Below are 20,009 nucleotides of genomic sequence, written 5' to 3'. Positions count from 1 at the left end.
CTGCACCGGGGCCGAGAGGCTTCAGGTGAGGAAGGTCTTGAGCTCGTGGACGAGCTTGCGGATGTGGCCGGACAGCACCGGCGTCCCCTGGTCCTTGAAACGCTCCCGGAACCACGGGTTGACGCTGGCGCGGCCGGAGCTGGTCACGGAGCCGACCGGGATGAACTTGGCGCCGGAGCGGTGGATGGCGGCCATGCTCTCGAACAGGGGCTCGGTCTGCCATTCGTAGAAGTCCGAGATCCACACCACGACCGTGTTGCGCGGCTCGGCGATCTTCGGCTGGGCCAGTGCCATGGCGACGGTGCCGTCGGTGCCGCCCCCCAGGTTGGTGCGCAGCAGGGTCTCGAACGGATCGTGCACCCACGGGGTGAGGTCGAGGGCCTGGGTGTCGTACGCGATGAGGTGGACGTCCACCTTGGGCAGGCCCGCGAAGATCGAGGCGAGGATGGTGCAGTTGACCATCGAGTCCACCATCGAGCCCGACTGGTCGACGACGACGATCAGCCGCTGCGGCGTCGTCCTGCGCGCGGTGTGGCGGTAGAACAGCCGGTCGACGTAGAGGCGTTCCTCTTCTGGGCTCCAGTTGGTGAGGTTCTTCCAGATCGTGCGGTCGAGGTCCAGGTTGCGGAACACCCGCTTCGGCGGGACCGAACGGTCCAGTGCGCCGACGGTCGACTTCTCCACCTGCGTACGCAGTACCTCGGCGACCTCGTCGACGAAGCGGCGGATCAGGGACTTGGCGTTGGCCAGAGCCACCCCGGACAGGTTGTCCTTGTCGCGCAGCAGCTGCTCGATCAACGACATGCTCGGGGTCAGCCGGCCGGCCAGCTGGGGATCGGCGAGCACTTCGCGCAGCCTCATCCGCTTGACGAGGCCGGCCTCGATGGAGCCGAGCCCGATCTCCGGGATGAGACGGCTGAGGTCGGGGGTCCTGCCGCCGCCGCCCGTGCCGGTCGGGCTGACGCCCGTGCCTCCGGCGCGTCCGCCGCGCAGCTCGCCGGGCCGGCAGCCGAGCGCGCGCTCCAGCCAGCCCGCGTCGGACTGCCACCGGGACAGCTGCCCTGCGGTGACGGTGCCGGGCGGGGAGTGGAAGACGTTCAGCAGGACCTTCGACACGAGTGCGGCGCGCCGCACCTCGGCGGCCCGGTCGCGGGCGTCGCCCGCCACGCCCTCCTCGGCGGCGTCGTCCTCCGGCACCATCAGACCGTCGAACTCGGCGGCCAGTTCGGGGTGGCGCTGCACCACGGAGTCGACCGACGCCTGCGGATCCAGCAGCTTGGCCGGCAGGCCGATGTCCTCGACCACCGCGAGGCTCGCGGATTCCAGGGCCGCCTGCTCCTCGTGGTCGAAGAGCCGGGCGAGGAGGCGCCAGTACATGACCTGGCGGCGGTTGTCGTGCGAGGTCTCTCCGGTCACCTCTGGACTCTGCTGTCCGGTCATTTCCGCAGCAGCCTTCCCGCGCGCTCGTTCAGCACCTTGGCGGCGTCGGTCGCGGCCTTCTCCGCCTTGACGCCGGCCTTGTCCGTCGTCCCCCCTGCCCACGCCCCGGCGTGCAGGGAGGTCACCTTCTTCCGCACCGTGGTCTCCACGGCCAGGGGCTGCACGCCGAACGCACCGGCGTCCCACCGGATCAGCGCGATGCACGCGCCGGACCTGGCGACGGCCTCGGGGGTGAGGGGCCCGGCAGCCGGTATGCGGTCGGTGTCCACGGCCAGGTCGAAGCCGGCGACGGTGAAGGTCACTCGGCCGTCGTCATCCGTCCGGACGGTGTAGCCCTCCAGGAAGACGGGCACGGCGATGCGCGCCGGATGCCGGTCCAGGGGTGCGGTGAGCGGGGCGGTCGCGGTGGGCAGGGCCACACGGGCGGTGGCGAACGCCTCGGCCGGCTCTCCGGCTCGTGCGTGCTCGTCGCTCCAGACGAGGTCGCCCTCGGCGGTGACCGGCATACCGGTGAGCTCCATGGAGCGGCCCTCACCGGCTGCCGCGAGGAGCGACATGTGCGGGCGCATCAGCTGCCAGATCCCGGCCCCGACGACCGTGTCGGGCTTGGGCACCGACACACTGGCGCGCACGATCCGGGACGCTGAGCCGTCCGCGGGCTCGAACACCGCGTGGACCTGTGCCTGTGCGGCGGTCGCGTGCTCGGTCACGTCGATGCCGAGGGGCAGCAGACGCCCGTCGGCGGTACCGACGGCCGGCGTGGCTGCCGCACCGGGCACCGTCAGCAGCATTCCGCGCGACCAGAGATCGGCCCAGCGGCGCAGTGGGAAACGCTCCAGCGACGCACCGGGACAGGACGCGGCGAGTTCGGCGGCGAAGCCGTCGAGGAGGGCCGCGAGGCGTCGCAGGGACGGGTCGGGGAGCATCGCGGAGACGACCTCGGCGGCCCCGGACACCACCTCGACGTCGAGTCCCTGCCATCCGCAGCGCGCCAGGTCGGACAGCCATGCTCGGGCGGCCGCCAGCAGATTGGCCGTCGGCTGTCCGGCGGCCACGGGGACGGGGCCCTCCCCGCGCCGACGGCCGGCCGCTTCGTCGACACGGTCCAGCAGGGCGTCGTGGACCGAGCCGAGCAGCGCCGTCCGTGCGGCGGCGAGGGCCAGGAAGTGGTCCTCGCCCGCTGCTCCGGCCGCCGCCTTCGCGGCCGCCTCAAAGACCCTGGCTGCCAGGGGGGTCCCCGTCACGGCGTCGGCGAGCCGTGTCGGGCCGGCGGCTTCGGCGGGCCGGGGTCGGAGCAGGCCGGCGACGAGGGACTGGTCGAAGGCGTCGACGGCGGCCAGGGCTTCGTCCAGACCGTCGACGGGCCCGGCGAGGAGATCGGCGCGCATCACGCCACCGCCCGGGTCGGCGGGAAGAACTGCATCTCGGGCAACGGCATTGTGGCCGGGGCGTGTTCGAGATAGGCCAGGTGACGCAGGAACCGGCTGAAGACGGACGCGGCGGCCTTCGTCGTGTCCATCTGCGGACGGGTGCTCCTCATGGCCGAGGCCAGTGCGGCACCGTCCGTGTCGCCCTCGGGGACGTCGGCCTTCAGATACCGGACGACACGTCGGGCGCCGTACTGCAGGACCGCCTCGTTGATCAGGGCGCCTATGTGGTTGCAGAACGATCCGCGAGCACCGCCGCAGGGCCGGTTGTTGTTGGTGCTGCAGGCGAACGCGAAGCTGCCCGTGGCGACGGACGACACGTAGACACGTCCGATGTCCGATCCGCTGGACACCACACCCTGCAGGCGTCCGTCCGCAAGCTCGACGAACGGAACCTTGGCGAGCTTGCGCGGCCGCGCGGGTGGTACCACCCGTGCCGTGCTCGACCTCTCCCAATCGGACAACGCGCCATCTCCCATGCACAACTAAGTGGTCGTTCCCGCCGGATCGGCGGAACACGACTGAACCTACTGGCCGGCACTGACAGCGAACCGGGCGCAGCGGGAATGTGGAGGGGCGGCCGGCCGCGGCTACGCGAGCCCGGTGACCCGCATCGTGATGTTCAGCCGCCCGGAGTTCAGCCCGGTGTCCGGATCACCGGTGCCCTCCCGGACTTTGGGCACCCCGTGGTAGGCGAAGCGTGAGGGGCCGCCGAGGACGAACAGGTCTCCCGAGAGCAGTTCGACGTCGGTGTACGGCCTGGTTCGGGTCTCCGTGTTGCCGACACGGAAGACGCAGGCGTCGCCGATGGACAGGGAGACCACCGGGGCGGACGACCGCTCGTCCTTGTCCTGGTGCATGCCCATCCGGGCCTGCCCGTCGTAGAAGTTGATGAGCGCGGTGTCCGGGGTGTACTCCCGTGCGGCCTCCTCGTCGCCGTACGCCTCCAGGACGGCTCGGCGTCCGAGCCGAAGCATCCAGTCCGGGAACGCGGCGACCCTGCGGCCGTTCACGTCGTCCGCCGTGCGGGTGTACGCATACGGCTGCCAGTGCCATCCGACGCACACGGTCTGTACGGACATGACGCCGCCGCGCGGCAGGCGGGTGTGCCGGATCGGGACGGGCCCGGTGGCCCAGGCACGGCAGGCGGTCACGAGCCCGCGCTGCTCGGCGGGGGTGAGCCAGCCGGGTACGTGCCAGGCTCCCGGGGCGACTTCCACGGCGGGGCGGGGGATCAGGGCGTCCATCGCGAGGCGTGGTCGGTTGAGGTGGTCATGGGGTGGCTCTCCTGGGAGACGGGGCGGGTCGCCGGACGTCCCGGCGGTCACGTCGCACGGCGCGGTCAGGCCTTCGGGCGGCGTCTCTCCAACTCCAGCAATTCCCGCTTGCGGTCGAGACCGCCCGCGTAGCCGGACAGTGCACCGCTCGCGCCGATCACACGGTGGCACGGGCGCACGATCAGCAGCGGGTTGGCACCGATCGCGGTGCCCACCGAGCGCACCGCGGCGCGCGACGCGCCGATCCGCGCGGCGATCTCGCCGTAGCTGAGCGTGGTGCCGTACGGAACGGCCTCCAGGGCAGCCCACACCCGACGCTGGAAGTCGGTGCCGCGCCCGGCGGCGTACTCGATGCCGAACTCGGTCCGGCTGCCGTTGAAGTAAGCGCGCAGTTCGGCGGCGATCACGGCGAACGCGTCCGTGCTTTTCGTCCAGTCGTCCCGGACCGTCGCGCCGCCCTTCTGGCCTGGCACGGACAGCGATGCCAGGGCGGTGCCGCCCGGCGCGGTGGCCGACTCCTCGCCGACCAGCAGGAGTTCGCCCAGCGGACTGTCCATCGTGGTGTGGAGCGTCATCGTTCCGGTCCCTTCCGACGTCATCGTTCAGATCCGTCCCGCCGAAGCGGTGCGACGGCGGTCGGCCGCCGCGTTCCAGAAGTAGTGCATGGCGTAGGTGCGCCAGGGCCGCCATGCCTCGGCGTCCACCGCCTCGGCACCCGCGTGCCGCATCCCCGCGCGGACCGCCGCATCGCCGGTCAGCAGGACGTCCGGGTCGCCGAGCGCCCGCATCCGGACGTATCCGGCCGTCCAGGACCCGACGCCCCGCAGACCGAGCAGCTCCTTCTCGGCCCGGTCCCGGTCCGCGCCCGGGTCGAGGCGGATCCGGCCCTCGGCGAGGGCCGCGGCGACGCCGCGCAGGACGGCCCGCCGCGAATCCGGCATCCCCAGTTCGTCCAGCCCCGCCTCGGCCAGGGCGCCGGCTGCGGGGAACGTACGGGTGAGGCCGCCGCTGGGCACCCGGAGCGGTGCGCCGTACGCGGCCACCAGCGCGCTGCCGAGCCGGCGCCCGGCCGCTACGGAGACCTGCCCGCCGAGGACCGCCCTGAGGGTCAGTTCGTGGACGTCGGCGGCACCGGGTGCCCTCAGCCCCGGCGTACGGGCGACGAGCGGGGCCAGTGCGGGATCGGCGCCGAGGCGCTCCGCGACTGCGTGGGGGTCGGCGTCGAGGTCGAAGAGGCGGCGCATCCGCTGGGTGGCGGTCGTCAGGTCGCTCAGGTCGCTCAGATGCAGCCTGCATTCCAGCCAGCCCCCGCCGGTGCTCCCGCCGGTGCTCTCGCGCACCTCGGCGATGCCTGTGCCGTGGGGCAGGCGCAGGGTCCGCCGGTAGGTGCGGTCGCCCCTCTCGCCGGCCATCTCCTCGATGCCGTCGAGGGCGCGGGCCGCCAGGTGGTCGAAGACCTCGCCGGCGGCGTACGGCCCCCGGTGGGCGAGCCGCAGCGGCACTCCCCCGGCTCCGTCCGCGATGCCGACGGAGCCGAAGCGGGAGGCGCGGCCGGGGCGGGTGGCGCGCAGCTCCCCGGGGGTGAGCGCGTAGATCTCCCGCACCGTGTCGTTGAACTGCCGCACGCTCGCGAAGCCGGCGGCGAACGCGATCTCGGCGGCCCGCAGGGTGGTGGTCTGCAGCAGGACCCGCGCCGTGTGGGCCCGCTGGGCGCGGGCGAGCGCGATGGGCCCCGCGCCGACCTCGGCGTTCAGCTGGCGCTGCACCTGACGGGCGCTGTATCCGAGACGCGCGGCCAGCCCGGCGACGCCTTCGCGGTCGACGACCCCGTCGCCGATCAGCCGCATCGCCCGGCCCACCAGGTCCGCGCGCACGTTCCAGCCGGCGGAGCCGGGGACCGCGTCGGGGCGGCAGCGCCGGCAGGCACGGAATCCGCCGCTCTGGGCGGCGGCCGCGGTCGGGAAGAACGTCACGTTCCGTCGGTGGGGCGTGGTGGCGGGGCAGCTCGGACGGCAGTAGATGCCAGTCGTGGACACGGCGAAGAAGAACTCTCCGTCGAACCGGGCATCGCGGCTGGTCACCGCCTCGTACCTGCTGTCGTCGCTGGTCATGCCTCCAGGGTGCGGCATCGCGCCCAGCGGTGCTGGCGGGTATCGGACAGCACGCTGCGCAGATTTGATCGATCACAGTTCTCTTATGTGTCTTTGATTGGAATCATTCCAGAAAAGTGGTTGACTGCGTGTGTGATCGAAACCGAGGCCAGGACGCTCCTGCGCGGAGCGTCATTGCGAGTGACCCGCCCCAGGGTCGCCGTGCTCTCGGCGGTCCACGAGGCCCCGCACTCCGATGTCAGTACCCTCCTCACCCTGGTACGAACACGCATCGGCACGGTCTCGACCCAAGCCGTCTACGACGTGCTCAAGACGCTCGTCGACGCCGGACTGGCCCGGCGGATCGACCTGCCGAATTCCCCGGCACGGTACGAGGGACAGTCCGGGGACGACCATCAGCACGTGGTCTGCCGCGCCTGCGGCACGATCGCCGACGTCGATGTCCCGCCGGGCGCTCCGCGTCTCGAGGCGCCCCAGGATCACGGGTTCACCGTCGACCACGTAGAGGTGACGTACTGGGGCCTGTGCCCCGGATGTCGGACCGAGCGCGGTCAGCGGGACCCGGAGTCGGTGCACCGAAGTTTCCACAAAGAGGAGCAGGAAAATTACTGACAACACGAAGCCGCTGACCACCGCCGCCGGCGCACCGGTCGCGAACAACGAGAACGCCGTCACGGCCGGCCCCCGCGGCCCGATGCTGCTCCAGGACGTCTGGTTCCTCGAGAAGCTGGCCCACTTCAGCCGTGAGGTCATCCCGGAGCGTCGTATGCACGCCAAGGGGTCGGGCGCCTTCGGCACCTTCAAGGTGACGCAGGACATCACCCGGTACTCCAGGGCCGCACTGTTCTCCGAGGTCGGCAAGGAGACCGAGCTCTTCGCCCGGTTCTCGACCGTCGCGGGTGAGCGCGGCGCGGCCGACGCGGAGCGCGACATCCGCGGTTTCGCCCTCCGCTTCTACACCGAGGAGGGCAACTGGGACGTCGTCGGCAACAACACGCCGGTCTTCTTCCACCGCGACCCCCACCACTTCCCCGACCTCAACCGCGCCGTGAAGCGCGACCCGCGCACCAACCTGCGCTCGGCGGAGAACAACTGGGACTTCTGGACCAACCTCCCCGAGGCCCTGCACCAGATCACCATCGTGATGTCGGACCGCGGTATCCCCGACGGCTACCGCCACATGCACGGATTCGGTTCGCACACCTACTCGTTCGTCAACGAGAGCAACGAGCGCTTCTGGGTGAAGTTCCACTTCCGTACGCAGCAGGGCATCAAGAACCTGACCGACGAGGAGGCCGCCGCGGTTGTCGCCGCCGACCGCGAGTCCTCCCAGGTGGACCTGTTCGACGCCATCGAGCGCGGCGACCACCCGAAGTGGACCTTCTACATCCAGGTCATGCCGGAGGCGGACGCCGCGACGTACCGCTACCACCCGTTCGACCTCACCAAGGTCTGGTCCAAGAAGGACTACCCGCTCATCGAGGTCGGCGAGTTCGAGCTCAACCGCAACCCGGAGAACTACTTCGCCGACGTGGAGCAGGCCGCCTTCACCCCGGCCAACCTCGTTCCCGGCGTGGGCGCTTCGCCCGACCGCATGCTGCAGGGCCGGCTGTTCTCGTACGGCGACGCCGCGCGCTACCGCGTCGGTGTCAACCACCACCAGATCCCGGTGAACCAGCCCCGCGGCGCGAAAAACGTCAACACCTACCACCGCGACGGCCAGCTGCGCGTGGACGGCAACCAGGGTGCGGTGCCCGGCTACACGCCGAACAGCTACGGCCGCTGGGCGGAGCAGCCGCAGTTCGCCGAGCCGGGCCTGGCCCTCGACGGTGCCGCCGCCGACCGGTTCGACTACCGCGAGGACGACGACAACTACTTCGAGCAGCCGGGGAACCTGTTCCGGGCGATGACGCCGGAGGAGCAGGACGCGCTGTTCGGCAACACCGCCCGGGCCATCGACGGCGCTTCGAAGGCCACGATCGAGCGTCACATCGGTCACTGCACGCAGGCCGACCCGGCCTACGGCGAGGGTGTGCGCAAGGCCATCGAGGCCCTGCAGGCCGCCAAGTAGTCCTGGCCGAAGGCCGTACGTGAGGGGCTCCGGGCAACGCGACGTCGCCCGGGGCCCCTTGTGCTGCGATGAGACCCGCGCAGCTACTCCAGCAGCGCCGTCCTCCCGAACATCTCGGCCGTGGCCCGTGCACTGGGTGTCCCAGCGTCGAGGTCCGCGCCCGCGGCGATCAGCACCGCGACGATCGCGTCCTCGCCCTTGAACAGGGCCCCCGCGACAGGCGACTGGTCCCGGCCGTTGCGCCGGTCGACATCGGCGCCGCGTCCGACGAGCGCCCGCACCGTCTCCGTCCGCCCGTGGTATGCGGCGAGCATGAGGGCCGTGTTGCCCTCCTGGTCCTGGACGTCGACCGGCAGCCCGTGGTCGAAGAACTCCAGCAGCTCCTGCGTACGGCCCTGCCTGGCCAGATCCATCACGATCGCGACGAGCCGGCGGGTCTGTTCCTCGGAAAGCGGTTCCATGCCCTCAGGCTAAGTGGTTGGCTCCGGAAGTCCTTCGGGGGTTGACGCTGCGGTTGACTTCGTGGCCGAGGTGCGCAGGCGTGCCGACCGCTGGTGGGACGCGATCATCACGGTCCTTGAGCAGCCTCACGGCCCTCACCCAGTCCCTCTCCACCATCACCAACCAACGATCACCACCCAGGTGCAACCCTTGGGTTGCGCCTAGGCGGTCGAAGTGCAACCCTGGGGTTGCATCCGATGGTGACGGCGAAGGAGTCCCCCATGAGCGAGGACCGGATCGAACGCGAAACCCTGATCACAGCACCCCTGGAGCGGGTCTGGTCGCTGGTGGCCCAACCCGGGTTCTGGGTGGCCGACAAGGCGAGCCTGCCCGGCACCGTGGCCAAGGAAGGCGAGTCGATGATGGCGAAGAACGCCGAGCACGGCGACTTCCCGGTGCGTGTGGAGAAGGCCGAGCCGCCCACGTACCTGGCGTACCGCTGGACCAGCGCGTTCCCCGGAGAGGAGCTGCGCGAGGACAACAGCACGCTCGTGGAGTTCACGTTGACCCCGGAAGGCGAGCAGACGCGGCTGCGCGTCGTCGAGAGCGGGTTCGCGGCGCTGGCCGGGTCCGAGGAGCTGCGCAGTCAGAACCTGAAGGACCACACGGAAGGCTGGCCCCTGGAGCTCGACGCGCTCAAGACACGCGCCGAACAGCCCTCCACGTGACGGAAGAACGTCCCGGCGCCGCCGAGGTCGTCGACAGCGTCCTCGGTGCGCTGGCCGGCCCGACGCGACGTCAACTGCGCGACCTGCTCGCCGCACCGGGCGAGGCCACTGCCACGACGCTCGCCGAACGACTTCCCGTCGGCGGTCAAGCGCCTCGCCGTCCTGGAGGCCGGACACGACGGCACGGTGGATGGCCTCGCTCGCGGCCTACTGGGACCGGCGGTTGGCGAACATCAAACGCGTCGCTGAGGCAGCAGAGCGGGATTCGAGTTCGACACGCCCCGAATGAAGGAAGCATGCTATGGACACGACAGTACTTCGAAGCGCCTACGACAGGTTGCTCGATGCGGCGGCCATCCCCGACCTCGGCGACGCGGACGATGGAGGATGGAACGCCGACCAGATACTGGCCCATCTCCTCAGCGTCGACGCCTCGATCGCAGCGGTTGCTCTGGGCGTCGTCGCCGGCTCACGGCCCACCTTCGACAACCGGATCTCCCTCGACACCTGGAATCTTGACCGGATCATCACCGAGCACTCAGGTCGTGCGGACCTGATTGATCACGTCCGGAGCCAGGCCACCGTCCTGTGCGACATCGCCGATCGACTCAACGAGGAAGCCGCCTCGGTTCTGGTGCCGTCGCTCCTCCTTTCCAATGACGCACTCGTGCTGGACCAGCCGATTCCACTGACAAGCCTCATAGATGGCCTCGCCGAAGACCATGTGCCCGTGCATACCCGACAGCTCCTCGATCTTCGCGTCGCCGCCCCTGGGCACGCCTGAAGGCGGCGCCTGAGTCGAACATCGGACACCCGGTCCCCCGGTCTCCTCTTGAGGACCGACTGCGTGGACCGGGCCGCTCCGCCGGCGCACGGCGCCCTGCACGCACATGTCGACGCATATGCCTCGCAGAAATAAGCAGTTCTGCCAGGCCACGACCAGCGGTCGAGAGGTGTCCGTGCCCGTTGCCACCGCATGCCCGACAGCCCTGGCTGCCAGCGAGCGGCACCGGCTGAAGAAGATGGCCTGGGGCCACAGGACCGAGTACCAGCTACACCTCCGCGCCCAAATCGTCCTGCACGCGGCACGCGGGCCGGCCAACGCTCGAATAGCGGAGCGGGTCGGTGTGCACGTAGACACCGTGCGCAGGTGGCAGGGCCCGCTTCGCTGAGAAGAGGCTGCCCGGTCCGGCGGACCGCAAGGCACCGGCCGCCCGCCCTCCTTCACCGCACTGCAGGCGGCTCAGGTCGCGGCAATGGCCTGCCAGTTGCCCGCCGAGACCGGCGTGCCGCTGTCCCGCTGGTCGTGCCCGGAGCTGGCCCGCGAGGCGGTCGAGCGCAGCATCGCGCCTTTCCTGTCGGCCTCCACCGTGCGCCGCCGGCTGACGCGGGACGCCCTCAAGCCCCGGCAGCACCGCTCCTGGATCTTCATCACCGACTCCGGCTTCCGGGCCAAGGCCGAGCGCGTGCTGAACCTGTACGCCGACACCTGGAACGGCACACCGGTCGGCGCGGACGAGTACGTCATCAGCGCCGACGAGAAGACCTCCATCCAGGCCCGCTGCCGCTGCCACCCCATCCTCGCCGCCTACGACGTCCACCGCGCCCGCGTGTTCGGCCGTACCGAAGCGCCCACCGGCATCGACCCGTTCATGAACCTGGTCACCCAGGTGATGAGCGAGGAGCCGTACGCCAGCGCCAAGCGCGTGTTCTGGATCGTCGACAACGGCTCCTCCCACCGTGGCAAGAAGGCCGCCGACCGGCTGGCCGAGGCCCACCCGAACGCGGTCACGGTCCGCACCCCGGTGCACGCCTCCTGGTTGAACCAGGTGGAGATCTACTTCTCCGTCGTGCAGCGCAAGGTCGTCTCGCCCAACGACTTCCCCGACCCGGCCCAGGTCGGGGACCGGCTCCGAGCATTCGAAGACCGCTACAACGCCACGGCACAGCCGTTCCAGTGGAGGTTCACCATCTCAGACCTGGACGATCTGCTGGCCAGGCCCGACCGGCACACCACCGATCACCACCAAGAATCCTCGGCCGCACTGGCAGAGTGATCAACCCCCGAAGGACTTCCGGAGCCGACCGCTAAGGGCACCCCCTGCGGGCACCCGTCCGGCGCGACGCGGATCACAGCGTCCGCAGTGTCTGAACTTCACGAGAACTCCAGCGAAATGGCACGTGTGTGGATATCGTGCACGAGCGAGGGCGCATCCGTCAGTCCATGGGATCGGCGGATGCGCCCCGTTTGTGGGGATGCAACTGTGGCTGGGGGGTTCATGGGGCATGTCGAAATACCTGAATCGGATATATCCGGGCCTGTCGGGCTCGCGGGTGCACCACGACCGCGTACCGCCGGGTCCCGGAACCGCACGATGGCTCCGGAGCGTGTGTGGAGACCACCGACGACCGTTGAGCGCGACCACGCGGAGCGACCGCGGGCGAGGAACAAGCCCGATCCGCGTGTGCCGTTCCTCGTCCTGACGGACCTGCTGGGACTGGGGGTTCCCGCCTGGCTCGTGCTACGGGCCGGCGCTCAGCCGGGGCCGTGGGCCGCCGCGGCGTCCGCGGCGCTGGTGTGGACCTGCGTTCGCGCGGCACGCGGACGGTACGCGCGTCAGCTGCCCGCGGAAGGCGCGGGGGCGGCGGCGTATGCCCCCGTCGGCGACTGGCTCGTCCTCGTCGGAGTGCTGGCGGTGCTGCTGGCCGCGACGGGTGGGGGCCTCGACCCGGCGACCGCCGTCACAGCCCTGCTCCCCGGCCTGGCCCTGGCCGTCCTCGCGGGAGCCGCGGGCCGGCTGCTGCGGACCGCGGGGCGGCGGGGATCCCGCCGGGTCCTCGTGGTCGGCGAGGCTGCGGGCCTGAACCGGGCGGTGAAGCTGCTCAACTCCCGTAAGGACCAGCCATACTCCGCCGTGGCCGTGGTCCCGGTGGGCCCGGTGGCACCTGACTGCGGGACGCCGGTGCCGGGACGGCTGGCGCCCGAACCCGCCGACGACGACGTGACCACGGTGCTCGGCGGCGCCTTCGCCCACGACGCGGACCTGGTCCTCGTCGCGCCCGGCCCGCAGCTCGGCGAGGACCGGCTGCGCCGGCTGGCGTGGGGACTGCACGACGGCGGGCTGGCCCTCTGCGTGCTCTCGGACCTGTCGGGGGTCGCCGCACCCAGGGTGCGGCCGGTCTCCGCGGCCGGCCTGACGCTGCTGCACGTCGCACCACCGCTGCGGCGCGGCCCGCAGGCCGTGCTCAAGACCGTCGTGGACCGGGCCGGTGCCGCTCTCGGGCTGCTGGCCCTCTCCCCCTTGTTCTTCGGGGTGGCCCTCGCGGTGCGGCTCTCGTCGCCCGGCCCGGTGTTCCACCGCCAGACCCGTCACGGCCGGCACAACAGGCCGTTCGTGATGTGGAAGTTCCGCACGATGGTGGCGGACGCGGAGTCCCTCAAGGAGCAGCTCGTGGCGGCGAACGAGAGCGAGGGCCCGATGTTCAAGATGCGCCGCGATCCCCGGGTGACCCGGATCGGCCACGCCCTGCGCCGGACGTCAGTGGACGAGCTCCCCCAACTCCTCAACGTGCTGCGGGGTGACATGTCCCTGGTAGGACCGCGTCCACCGCTTCCGGAGGAGGTCTCGCGCTACGACGAGAGGGAGCTGCGGCGACTGGCGGTGCGGCCGGGCCTCACCGGCCTGTGGCAGGTCAGCGGCCGCTCGGACCTGTCCTGGCAGGAGACGGTGTCGCTGGACCTCTGGTACGTCGACAACTGGTCGGTGGTCGGCGACATGGGGCTGCTGGCCCGGACGGTGCGCGCGGTCACCGACGGCCGCGGGGCGTACTGAGACGTGGTGGGGGGACACGTGGGGGGTCGCGTGCACGGGTTCAGGACGTACCGCGGCCGTCCGGCCGCAGGGTCAGCTCCGGGAGGTCCGGCTTCCGAGCCACCACGCGTACGTGCGGGCGATGCCGTCCCGCAGGGCGATCTGCGGCTTGAAGCCGAGGGAGGAGAGCCGGGACACGTCGAGGAGCTTGCGCGGAGTGCCGTCGGGCTTCGAGGTGTCCCAGACGACGGATCCCTGGTACTCCGTCACGTCCCTGACGGTCTCGGCCAGTTCACGGATCGTCAGGTCTTCGCCGCACCCGACGTTGACGGGTTCGTCCCCGTCGTAGGTCTCCAGCAGCCGCACACAGGCGGCGGCGAGATCGTCGACGTGGAGGAACTCGCGGCGGGGGCTGCCGGATCCCCACAGGGTGACCTCGTGGGCCCCGTCCAGCTTCGCCTCGTGGAAGCGGCGGATCAGGGCGGGCAGCACGTGCGAGGTCTCCAGGTCGAAGTTGTCCCCGGGGCCGTAGAGGTTGGTGGGCATGGCACTGATGTACGCGGCGCCGTACTGCCGGCGGTAGGACTGGATCTGTACGATCCCGGCGATCTTGGCCAGCGCGTAGGCCTCGTTGGTCGGCTCCAGCGGGCCCGTGAGCAGGGCGTCCTCACGGATCGGCTGCGGGGCGTGCTTGGGGTAGATGCACGACGAGCCGAGGAAGAGCAGTCGCTGGACGCCGGCGGCGTGCGCGCCGGCGATCACGGAGAGCTGGATGCGGAGGTTGTCCTCCAGGAACTCCACCGGACGCGTGCTGTTGGCCATGATCCCGCCCACCTTGGCGGCGGCCAGCACGACGGCGTCCGGGCGGGCTTCGCGCAGGAACGCCTCGGTCGGCGCCGCCTCGCGCAGATCGAGTTCGTCACGGCCGCGGGTGATCACCTCGTGCCCGTCGGCGGTGAGGCGGCGCACCAGGGCCGAACCGACGAGACCTCGGTGGCCCGCGACGAATATGCGGGCTCCCGGGCGCAGCAGGGGGTGGGCGGATTCCCGGGCCGGGCCGGGGGTTTCAGTCGTCATGGCTCGGATTCTGCCAGCCGCCCGGTGCCCGGGTGACTCTTTGCCCCATTCCACTCAGATCATGAAATTTCGGTGACACAAACCGCCCCAAGGGCGACCACAGAAGGGGGGAGTCATGGCAAAGACCGCACTCATCACCGGCGTGACCGGCCAGGACGGTTCGTACCTGTCGGAGCTGCTGCTCGAGAAGGGGTACACGGTCCACGGGCTGATCCGGCGTTCGTCGAGCTTCAACACGGAGCGGATCGACCACATCTACCAGGGGCCCGAGGAGGCGAACCGGTCCTTCGTCCTCCACCACGCCGATCTCTCCGACGGTGTGGCGCTGGTGAACCTGCTGCGCGACATACAGCCGGACGAGGTCTACAACCTGGGCGCCCAGTCCCATGTCCGGGTGTCCTTCGACGCACCGCTGTACACCGGTGACGTCACCGGCCTGGGCACCGTCCGGCTGCTGGAGGCGGTCCGCGCCAGCGGGATCGACACCCGCGTCTACCAGGCCTCGTCCTCCGAGATGTTCGGCGCGAGCCCGCCCCCGCAGAACGAGAAGACCCCGTTCCACCCGCGCAGCCCGTACAGCGTGGCCAAGGTCTACTCGTACTGGGCGACGGTCAACTACCGTGAGGCATATGGGATGTTCGCGACCAACGGCATCCTGTTCAACCACGAGTCCCCGCGCCGGGGCGAGACCTTCGTGACCCGCAAGATCACCCGCGGGGTGGCGAGGATCAAGGCCGGCCTCCAGGACCGGCTGCACCTGGGCAACCTCGACGCCGTACGCGACTGGGGGTACGCCCCCGAGTACGTGGAGGCGATGTGGCGGATGCTCCAGTGCGACACCCCCGACGACTACGTGGTGGCCACGGGCGAAGGGGTCAGCGTGCGGCAGTTCCTCGAGTACGCCTTCGAGCACGCGGGCCTCGACTGGGCGGAGCACGTCCGCTACGACCCGAAGTACGAGCGCCCCAGCGAGGTCGACGCGCTGATCGGTGACGCGTCGAAGGCCGAGGAACTCCTCGGCTGGAAGCCGGAGGTGAAGTCGCGGGAGCTCGCCCGGATCATGGTGGACGCGGACATCAGGCTGCTGAGCGACCAGCTCACGGGATCCGCGGTCCGGGTGGACCGGTGAGCGGGCCAGGACGTCTCAGACGCACCCGGGGCGGCGTATTCGCATCGGTCCTCACGCCGGCCGCGGGGACGCTCGGCGCCGCCTCGGTCACCGCTCCCCCGGCCGCCGCGCTCACCCCTCCGGTCGGCTTCACCGCCGACGCCCTGTCCACGTACCGGGCCAACGGCATCGTCCGGGCGCTCGCCGGGGCGAACGGGGTGGTCCACGCCGGCGGCACCTTCACGGCCATCCGGCCTGCCGGATCGCCCGCCGGGAGCGACGCGACCGCCTGCCGGCCGCGTACGGGCTTCTCGCCGCGGTCCGGTGCGACGGTGCGCGCCCTCGACGTCGCGGCGGACGGCACCGCCCGCGCGCTGCCGTCGGCTCCGGTGGGCCGGGCGCTCAGGAACGCGCGGCTCACCTTCCGTACCTCGTCGGACTCGACGGCGGGTTCGGCCGACAGCCACAGCAGCGTGCCGGTCACCGGCGAGAGGACCGAGTCGGCGGTCACCCACAACACCCGGCCGACGCTCTCCACGTCCGTGCTGGGGACCATCACCGGCGCGTCCGAGGTCTCCACCGACCACTCGGCGGACCTCGCCGCGACGGCTCTGGACGGGGCCCTCGGCTCCGTCACCTCACTCGCCCTGACCAGCAGCGGAACGGACAGTCTCCGCATCTGGTCGAGCGAGGCAACCGCGGCCTGCCGGCCGCAGCTCGTCCTCACCTTCGGAGATGAATGATGAACGGAAGCACGGGGCGGAGACATGGGGGGAGCGGCCGTGTGCGGGCCGCGTCCGCCGCGCTCTGCCTGTTCGCCGGAGCCCTGACCGCGACAGCGGCCGGGACCTCCCCGGCGGCGGCGCTCACACCGCCGGTGTCCATCACAGCGGACGACCTCACCACCTGGCAGACCAACGGCATCGTCTGGTCCATGGCCGCGACGGACGGGGTCGTCTACGCCGGCGGCACCTTCTCCACCGTCCGTCCGCCGGACGCGCCGGCGGGCACCTCGGAACAGCCCGCGGCCAACTTCGCGGCCTTCGACGCGGCGACGGGCGCGCCGACGGGGTGCAGCCTGGCGTTCACGCTGTCCTCGGGGACCGCGACCGTACGGGCCCTCGCGCTCTCCCCGGACGGCGGGACCCTTTACGCCGGCGGACAGTTCGGCGCGGTGAACGGGGTGGGCGTCAGCAACATCGTGGCCGTCGACACGGCGACCTGCACGCCGCGCCAGGACTTCAAGATCGCCGTCTCGGCGACGGTACGGGCCCTGGACGTCACGGCGGACACCGTCTACCTGGCCGGCGACTTCAACAGCGTGGGCGGCCAGACCCGGAACAAGTTCGCGGCGGTCACCACGGCCGCCGGTCTGCTGCCGTGGACCGCGAACGCGGACGAGGTGGCGCGGGCGGTCCAGGTGACCCCGGACGGGCGGCACGTGGCCCTCGGCGGGGACTTCTTCACCGTCAACGGCACCAACTCACACGCCCTGGCCGTGGTCGACGCCACCACGGGCGCGCTCACCAAGGGCTTCCCGGGCTTCATCCCCAACACCTCGACGGTGCAGGACCTCACGACGGACGCGACCGGCCTGTACACCGCCAACGAGGGCACCGGCGGCGGGGTGTTCGACGGCCGGATCGCCATCGACCTCGACGACTACCAGCAGCGCTGGCGGGACACCTGCCTGGGCGCCACCCAGGCCGTCCTGGTGCACTCGGGCGTGCTGTACAGCGGTAGCCACGCCCACGACTGCGCCAGCATGGGAGGGTTCCCCGACCAGCCGCGCAGGCACCTGCTGGCCCAGTCCGTGGAAGACCCGACGCTCCTGCCCTGGTTCCCCGACACGAACGACGGCATCGGAGAGCCGGTCGGGCCGCGGGTCATGACGCAGACCGACAAGGGCGGCCGCCACTACCTGTGGGTCGGCGGCGAGTTCACCACCGTCAACGGCTCCGGCCAGCAGGGGCTGACCCGGTTCGCCGACGGCCCGGACACCGGGGCGCCGTGGGTGCCCAACGTCAGCCTGTCCACGGTCGCCCCGGGGCGGATCGACGTCAACTGGCAGACCAGCTTCGACACCGACGACGGGGAGCTGACCTACCGGATCTACAAGGACGGTGCGAGCACGCCCGTGCACACCGTCACGGGCTACTCGCTCTTCTGGAACCGTCCGCAGCTGAAGTGGACCGACACCGACGTGTCGGTGGGCGAGACGCACTCGTACCGCATCACCGCGAGCGACGGCACCAACACCAGCGCCAAGTCCCCCGCGCAGTCGGCGACCGTGGCGGCCTCCACACAGCCCTATCCGGCGCGGGTGCTGTCCGACGGCGCCTCGCTCTACTGGCGTTACGACGAGGGCACCTCCACCTTCGCGGCGGACACCACGAGCGCGTCGAACAACGGCTTCCTGCGCAACGCGCCCTCCTACCGGCAGACCCCCGCCGCGATCGCGGGCGACTCGACGGCCATCGGTTTCGACGGCGCCGCCGAATACGCGTACAGCAACAAGCTGCACGCGTCGCCCACCCGCTTCTCCGTGGAGACCTGGATCAAGACCACCACCACCCGTGGCGGCAAGGTCATCGGGTTCGGCAATCTGACCATGCAGAACAGCACCCGCTACGACAAGCAGGTCTACATGGCCAACAACGGGCGTCTCGTGTTCGGTGTCTACAGCGGCGGTTACCGCACCGTCACCACGACGGGGGCCTACAACGACGGCAACTGGCACCACGTCGTCGCCACGCAGGGCACCGGAGGCATGGCGCTGTACGTGGACGGGCAGCTCCGGGCCTCCAACTTCTTCTACACGGGCAACGAGAGCTACCCCGGCTACTGGAGGGTGGGCGGGGACAGCCTCGCCAGCTGGCCGAACCGCCCGACCAGCAACTTCTTCGCCGGCCAGATCGACGAGACCGCCGTGTACCCGACCGCCCTGAGCGCTTCCCAGGTCAGCGCTCACTACGCCCTGAGGACCGGTGCATGAGATACCCGTTCCTGGCCAGCGCCGCCGTCGCCCTCGCGACGGCGGTGCTGGCCGCCTGCGGCTCGTCCGGCGGGTCCGGCGACGGGGGCGGGGAGGCCGGGGCGGGTGGCAAGCCGTCCGTCGCGGCCTCCCCCACGCCCTCCGTCGCACCTCCGGCGGCCCGGACGACGACGCCGAGCCCCCGGAAGTCCACCGGCACACCGAAGGCGCCCGCCGGGGACATCACCCCGGCCACGGGCTCCCTCACCAAGAAGCAGAAGGAGTATCTGACCGACCGCGTACCCGAGGGGATGGACCCGGCCGCGGTACTCCAGACGGGGCAGGAGACCTGTGACCGGCTCCGCTACCTGGTCAAGGCGGACCGCGACATCGCCGTCGGCGCGATCGTCTCCGGCGAGATCACGGACGCGAAGCCGGCCGTGGCCCATCTCTGCCCCCGGCACCAGGACCTCCTCGACGAGGCGGCACTCGGCTACGCCGACGGCACCCACAAGGGCGCGAAGATCCGGCCGGGACGGTACACGGCCCCCTCCCCCACCAAGGCGTGCAACTGGCAGCTGACCGGAGCCGGCGGCAAGGAACTCGACTCGGGTTCCTCCGCCGACGGCAAGCGGGTGGAGGTCACCGTCCCGGAGTCCGCCCGCGCCTTCACCTCCACAGGCTGCTACGCCTGGCTGCCTCAAGGAGACAATGGATGAGCAAGCTCCCCATCGCCGTCGCGATCCCCACCAAGAACGAGGGACTGAACATCGCCGAGGCGGTGAAGTCGGTCCTCGGCCACTTCGAGGCGGTCGTCGTGGTGGACTCCCACAGCACCGACGACACAGCGAAGATCGCCGAGGAGTGCGGGGCCGAAGTGGTCACGTACACCTGGGACGGAGGACATCCGCGCAAGAAGCAGTGGTGCCTGGAGAACGTCCGCACGGATCTGGACTGGATCCTGCTGCTCGACGGGGACGAGCGGCTCAGTCCGGGGCTGCTGGCGGAGCTGCGGCGGATCTTCGCCGACACGGACAGCCCGAAGCCGGCCGCGTACGACATACCGCTTGGCTACTGGTTCTCCGGGAAGCGGCTGCGGCACGGCTACACGATCCGCAAGCGGTCCCTGACCGACCGGACCCGGTGCCACTACCCGGAGGTCGGCGACCTCGCGGCACCGGGCATCGGTGAGGTGGAGGGGCACTACCAGCCGGTCGCGGCGACGGCCTCGGCGCTGAGCAACCCCATCGAGCACCAGGACCTGGACCCGGTCACCGCCTGGTTCGAACGGCACAACCGCTACTCGGACTGGGAGGCGTGGCTGGAGCACCACCCCGAGGTCAAGGAGCAGGTGCGGAAGGTGAAGTCCCGTCAGGGGCAGCTCTTCCACAAGGCGCCGTTCAAGCCGCTGGTGTCCTTCGCCTACATGTACGTCTACCGGCGGGGATTCCTCGACGGGCGTGCGGGCCTGGACTTCGCCCTCGCGATGAGCTTCTACCGCTGGCAGATCGCCCTCAAGTCCCGCGAGGGAAAGACAGGTTGA

At 70.8% G+C, this 20,009-nt stretch carries 20 protein-coding genes; 12 read left to right on the top strand and 8 right to left on the bottom strand.

Annotated elements, in window-relative coordinates; translation table 11 throughout:
* Window positions 1-21 precede the first annotated feature (21 nt).
* From JOC24_RS20130 to JOC24_RS20105, 6 genes are all read right to left on the bottom strand, one after another.
* Complete coding sequence (locus tag JOC24_RS20130; protein WP_205021729.1) at window positions 22-1,440, bottom strand: vWA domain-containing protein; 1,419 nt, start codon at window positions 1,438-1,440, stop codon at window positions 22-24.
* Window positions 1,437-2,828: a hypothetical protein gene (locus JOC24_RS20125; RefSeq protein ID WP_205021728.1), complete on the bottom strand. Its 1,392-nt coding sequence runs from the start codon at window positions 2,826-2,828 to the stop codon at window positions 1,437-1,439. Before JOC24_RS20125 ends, JOC24_RS20130 begins: the two co-directional genes overlap by 4 nt.
* Entirely contained in the window at window positions 2,828-3,346 is a 519-nt protein-coding gene (locus JOC24_RS20120; RefSeq protein ID WP_205021727.1) for a hypothetical protein, read from the bottom strand. The genes JOC24_RS20125 and JOC24_RS20120 overlap by 1 nt, the downstream gene beginning before the upstream one ends.
* Before the next feature lie 111 nt (window positions 3,347-3,457).
* The gene (locus JOC24_RS20115) at window positions 3,458-4,114 is read right to left on the bottom strand and encodes an alpha-ketoglutarate-dependent dioxygenase AlkB family protein (protein WP_205021726.1); all 657 of its coding nucleotides are present in this window, start codon (window positions 4,112-4,114) and stop codon (window positions 3,458-3,460) included.
* Window positions 4,115-4,209: 95 nt separating this feature from the next.
* Window positions 4,210-4,719: a methylated-DNA--[protein]-cysteine S-methyltransferase gene (locus tag JOC24_RS20110; protein WP_205021725.1), complete on the bottom strand. Its 510-nt coding sequence runs from the start codon at window positions 4,717-4,719 to the stop codon at window positions 4,210-4,212.
* Window positions 4,720-4,746: 27 nt separating this feature from the next.
* Window positions 4,747-6,255 (bottom strand): AlkA N-terminal domain-containing protein, encoded by a 1,509-nt coding sequence (locus JOC24_RS20105; RefSeq protein WP_205021724.1) that lies wholly within the window; start codon window positions 6,253-6,255, stop codon window positions 4,747-4,749.
* A gap of 132 nt (window positions 6,256-6,387) precedes the next feature.
* Between JOC24_RS20105 and JOC24_RS20100 the strand changes: the two genes are divergently transcribed.
* Window positions 6,388-6,867, top strand: a complete 480-nt coding sequence (locus tag JOC24_RS20100; protein ID WP_205021723.1) for a Fur family transcriptional regulator — start codon at window positions 6,388-6,390, stop codon at window positions 6,865-6,867.
* Complete coding sequence (locus tag JOC24_RS20095) at window positions 6,860-8,326, top strand: catalase (protein WP_205021786.1); 1,467 nt, start codon at window positions 6,860-6,862, stop codon at window positions 8,324-8,326. The genes JOC24_RS20100 and JOC24_RS20095 overlap by 8 nt, the downstream gene beginning before the upstream one ends.
* 83 nt (window positions 8,327-8,409) lie before the next feature.
* Here JOC24_RS20095 and JOC24_RS20090 read toward each other — a convergent pair whose 3' ends face one another.
* Window positions 8,410-8,787 carry an ankyrin repeat domain-containing protein gene (locus JOC24_RS20090; protein WP_205021722.1) on the bottom strand — a complete coding sequence of 126 codons (378 nt, stop codon included), beginning with the start codon at window positions 8,785-8,787 and terminating at the stop codon, window positions 8,410-8,412.
* 261 nt (window positions 8,788-9,048) lie between these two features.
* Here JOC24_RS20090 and JOC24_RS20085 point away from each other — a divergent pair, with 261 nt between their 5' ends.
* From JOC24_RS20085 to JOC24_RS20070, 5 genes are all read left to right on the top strand, one after another.
* Window positions 9,049-9,495: an SRPBCC domain-containing protein gene (locus JOC24_RS20085; RefSeq protein WP_205021721.1), complete on the top strand. Its 447-nt coding sequence runs from the start codon at window positions 9,049-9,051 to the stop codon at window positions 9,493-9,495.
* 301 nt (window positions 9,496-9,796) lie between these two features.
* Entirely contained in the window at window positions 9,797-10,279 is a 483-nt protein-coding gene (locus JOC24_RS20080; RefSeq protein ID WP_205021720.1) for a hypothetical protein, read from the top strand.
* Window positions 10,280-10,385: 106 nt separating this feature from the next.
* Window positions 10,386-10,667: a helix-turn-helix domain-containing protein gene (locus tag JOC24_RS34240; RefSeq protein ID WP_374104513.1), complete on the top strand. Its 282-nt coding sequence runs from the start codon at window positions 10,386-10,388 to the stop codon at window positions 10,665-10,667.
* Between the two features lie 84 nt (window positions 10,668-10,751).
* The gene (locus JOC24_RS20075; RefSeq protein ID WP_205021719.1) at window positions 10,752-11,552 is read left to right on the top strand and encodes a transposase; all 801 of its coding nucleotides are present in this window, start codon (window positions 10,752-10,754) and stop codon (window positions 11,550-11,552) included.
* 222 nt (window positions 11,553-11,774) lie between these two features.
* Window positions 11,775-13,328 carry a sugar transferase gene (locus JOC24_RS20070; RefSeq protein ID WP_374104512.1) on the top strand — a complete coding sequence of 518 codons (1,554 nt, stop codon included), beginning with the start codon at window positions 11,775-11,777 and terminating at the stop codon, window positions 13,326-13,328.
* 72 nt (window positions 13,329-13,400) lie between these two features.
* On the opposite strand, the gene JOC24_RS20065 is transcribed toward JOC24_RS20070, so the two are convergent.
* Window positions 13,401-14,384 carry a GDP-L-fucose synthase family protein gene (locus JOC24_RS20065; protein ID WP_205021717.1) on the bottom strand — a complete coding sequence of 328 codons (984 nt, stop codon included), beginning with the start codon at window positions 14,382-14,384 and terminating at the stop codon, window positions 13,401-13,403.
* Between the two features lie 115 nt (window positions 14,385-14,499).
* Between JOC24_RS20065 and gmd the strand changes: the two genes are divergently transcribed.
* Genes gmd through JOC24_RS20040 form a run of 5 tightly spaced genes read left to right on the top strand, consistent with a single transcriptional unit; the run spans window position 14,500 to window position 20,009 of the window.
* Window positions 14,500-15,513 carry a GDP-mannose 4,6-dehydratase gene (gene gmd / locus JOC24_RS20060; RefSeq protein WP_031098066.1) on the top strand — a complete coding sequence of 338 codons (1,014 nt, stop codon included), beginning with the start codon at window positions 14,500-14,502 and terminating at the stop codon, window positions 15,511-15,513.
* The gene (locus JOC24_RS33400) at window positions 15,510-16,235 is read left to right on the top strand and encodes a CBM96 family carbohydrate-binding protein (protein ID WP_239580693.1); all 726 of its coding nucleotides are present in this window, start codon (window positions 15,510-15,512) and stop codon (window positions 16,233-16,235) included. The genes gmd and JOC24_RS33400 overlap by 4 nt, the downstream gene beginning before the upstream one ends.
* Complete coding sequence (locus tag JOC24_RS20050; protein ID WP_205021716.1) at window positions 16,232-18,487, top strand: LamG-like jellyroll fold domain-containing protein; 2,256 nt, start codon at window positions 16,232-16,234, stop codon at window positions 18,485-18,487. The genes JOC24_RS33400 and JOC24_RS20050 overlap by 4 nt, the downstream gene beginning before the upstream one ends.
* Window positions 18,484-19,185: a hypothetical protein gene (locus JOC24_RS20045; protein ID WP_205021715.1), complete on the top strand. Its 702-nt coding sequence runs from the start codon at window positions 18,484-18,486 to the stop codon at window positions 19,183-19,185. Before JOC24_RS20050 ends, JOC24_RS20045 begins: the two co-directional genes overlap by 4 nt.
* Window positions 19,182-20,009, top strand: coding sequence for a glycosyltransferase family 2 protein (locus JOC24_RS20040; RefSeq protein WP_205021714.1), 828 nt, complete (start codon window positions 19,182-19,184; stop codon window positions 20,007-20,009). Before JOC24_RS20045 ends, JOC24_RS20040 begins: the two co-directional genes overlap by 4 nt.

The organism is Streptomyces sp. HB132, from assembly GCF_016909575.1.
GTDB lineage: Bacteria > Actinomycetota > Actinomycetes > Streptomycetales > Streptomycetaceae > Streptomyces.
This window is presented reverse-complemented; position numbering and strand designations above follow the sequence as displayed.

What these genes read in the sequence shown, in the direction of transcription:
- JOC24_RS20130 (WP_205021729.1), bottom strand. Translation starts at nt 1,440, where the DNA reads ATGACCGGACAGCAGAGTCCAGAGGTGACCGGAGAGACCTCGCACGAC.
- JOC24_RS20125 (WP_205021728.1), bottom strand. Translation starts at nt 2,828, where the DNA reads ATGCGCGCCGATCTCCTCGCCGGGCCCGTCGACGGTCTGGACGAAGCC.
- JOC24_RS20120 (WP_205021727.1), bottom strand. Translation starts at nt 3,346, where the DNA reads ATGGGAGATGGCGCGTTGTCCGATTGGGAGAGGTCGAGCACGGCACGG.
- JOC24_RS20115 (WP_205021726.1), bottom strand. Translation starts at nt 4,114, where the DNA reads ATGGACGCCCTGATCCCCCGCCCCGCCGTGGAAGTCGCCCCGGGAGCC.
- JOC24_RS20110 (WP_205021725.1), bottom strand. Translation starts at nt 4,719, where the DNA reads ATGACGCTCCACACCACGATGGACAGTCCGCTGGGCGAACTCCTGCTG.
- JOC24_RS20105 (WP_205021724.1), bottom strand. Translation starts at nt 6,255, where the DNA reads ATGACCAGCGACGACAGCAGGTACGAGGCGGTGACCAGCCGCGATGCC.
- JOC24_RS20090 (WP_205021722.1), bottom strand. Translation starts at nt 8,787, where the DNA reads ATGGAACCGCTTTCCGAGGAACAGACCCGCCGGCTCGTCGCGATCGTG.
- JOC24_RS20085 (WP_205021721.1), top strand. Translation starts at nt 9,049, where the DNA reads ATGAGCGAGGACCGGATCGAACGCGAAACCCTGATCACAGCACCCCTG.
- JOC24_RS20080 (WP_205021720.1), top strand. Translation starts at nt 9,797, where the DNA reads ATGGACACGACAGTACTTCGAAGCGCCTACGACAGGTTGCTCGATGCG.
- JOC24_RS34240 (WP_374104513.1), top strand. Translation starts at nt 10,386, where the DNA reads ATGTCGACGCATATGCCTCGCAGAAATAAGCAGTTCTGCCAGGCCACG.
- JOC24_RS20075 (WP_205021719.1), top strand. Translation starts at nt 10,752, where the DNA reads ATGGCCTGCCAGTTGCCCGCCGAGACCGGCGTGCCGCTGTCCCGCTGG.
- JOC24_RS20070 (WP_374104512.1), top strand. Translation starts at nt 11,775, where the DNA reads ATGGGGCATGTCGAAATACCTGAATCGGATATATCCGGGCCTGTCGGG.
- JOC24_RS20065 (WP_205021717.1), bottom strand. Translation starts at nt 14,384, where the DNA reads ATGACGACTGAAACCCCCGGCCCGGCCCGGGAATCCGCCCACCCCCTG.
- gmd (WP_031098066.1), top strand. Translation starts at nt 14,500, where the DNA reads ATGGCAAAGACCGCACTCATCACCGGCGTGACCGGCCAGGACGGTTCG.
- JOC24_RS20050 (WP_205021716.1), top strand. Translation starts at nt 16,232, where the DNA reads ATGATGAACGGAAGCACGGGGCGGAGACATGGGGGGAGCGGCCGTGTG.
- JOC24_RS20045 (WP_205021715.1), top strand. Translation starts at nt 18,484, where the DNA reads ATGAGATACCCGTTCCTGGCCAGCGCCGCCGTCGCCCTCGCGACGGCG.
- JOC24_RS20040 (WP_205021714.1), top strand. Translation starts at nt 19,182, where the DNA reads ATGAGCAAGCTCCCCATCGCCGTCGCGATCCCCACCAAGAACGAGGGA.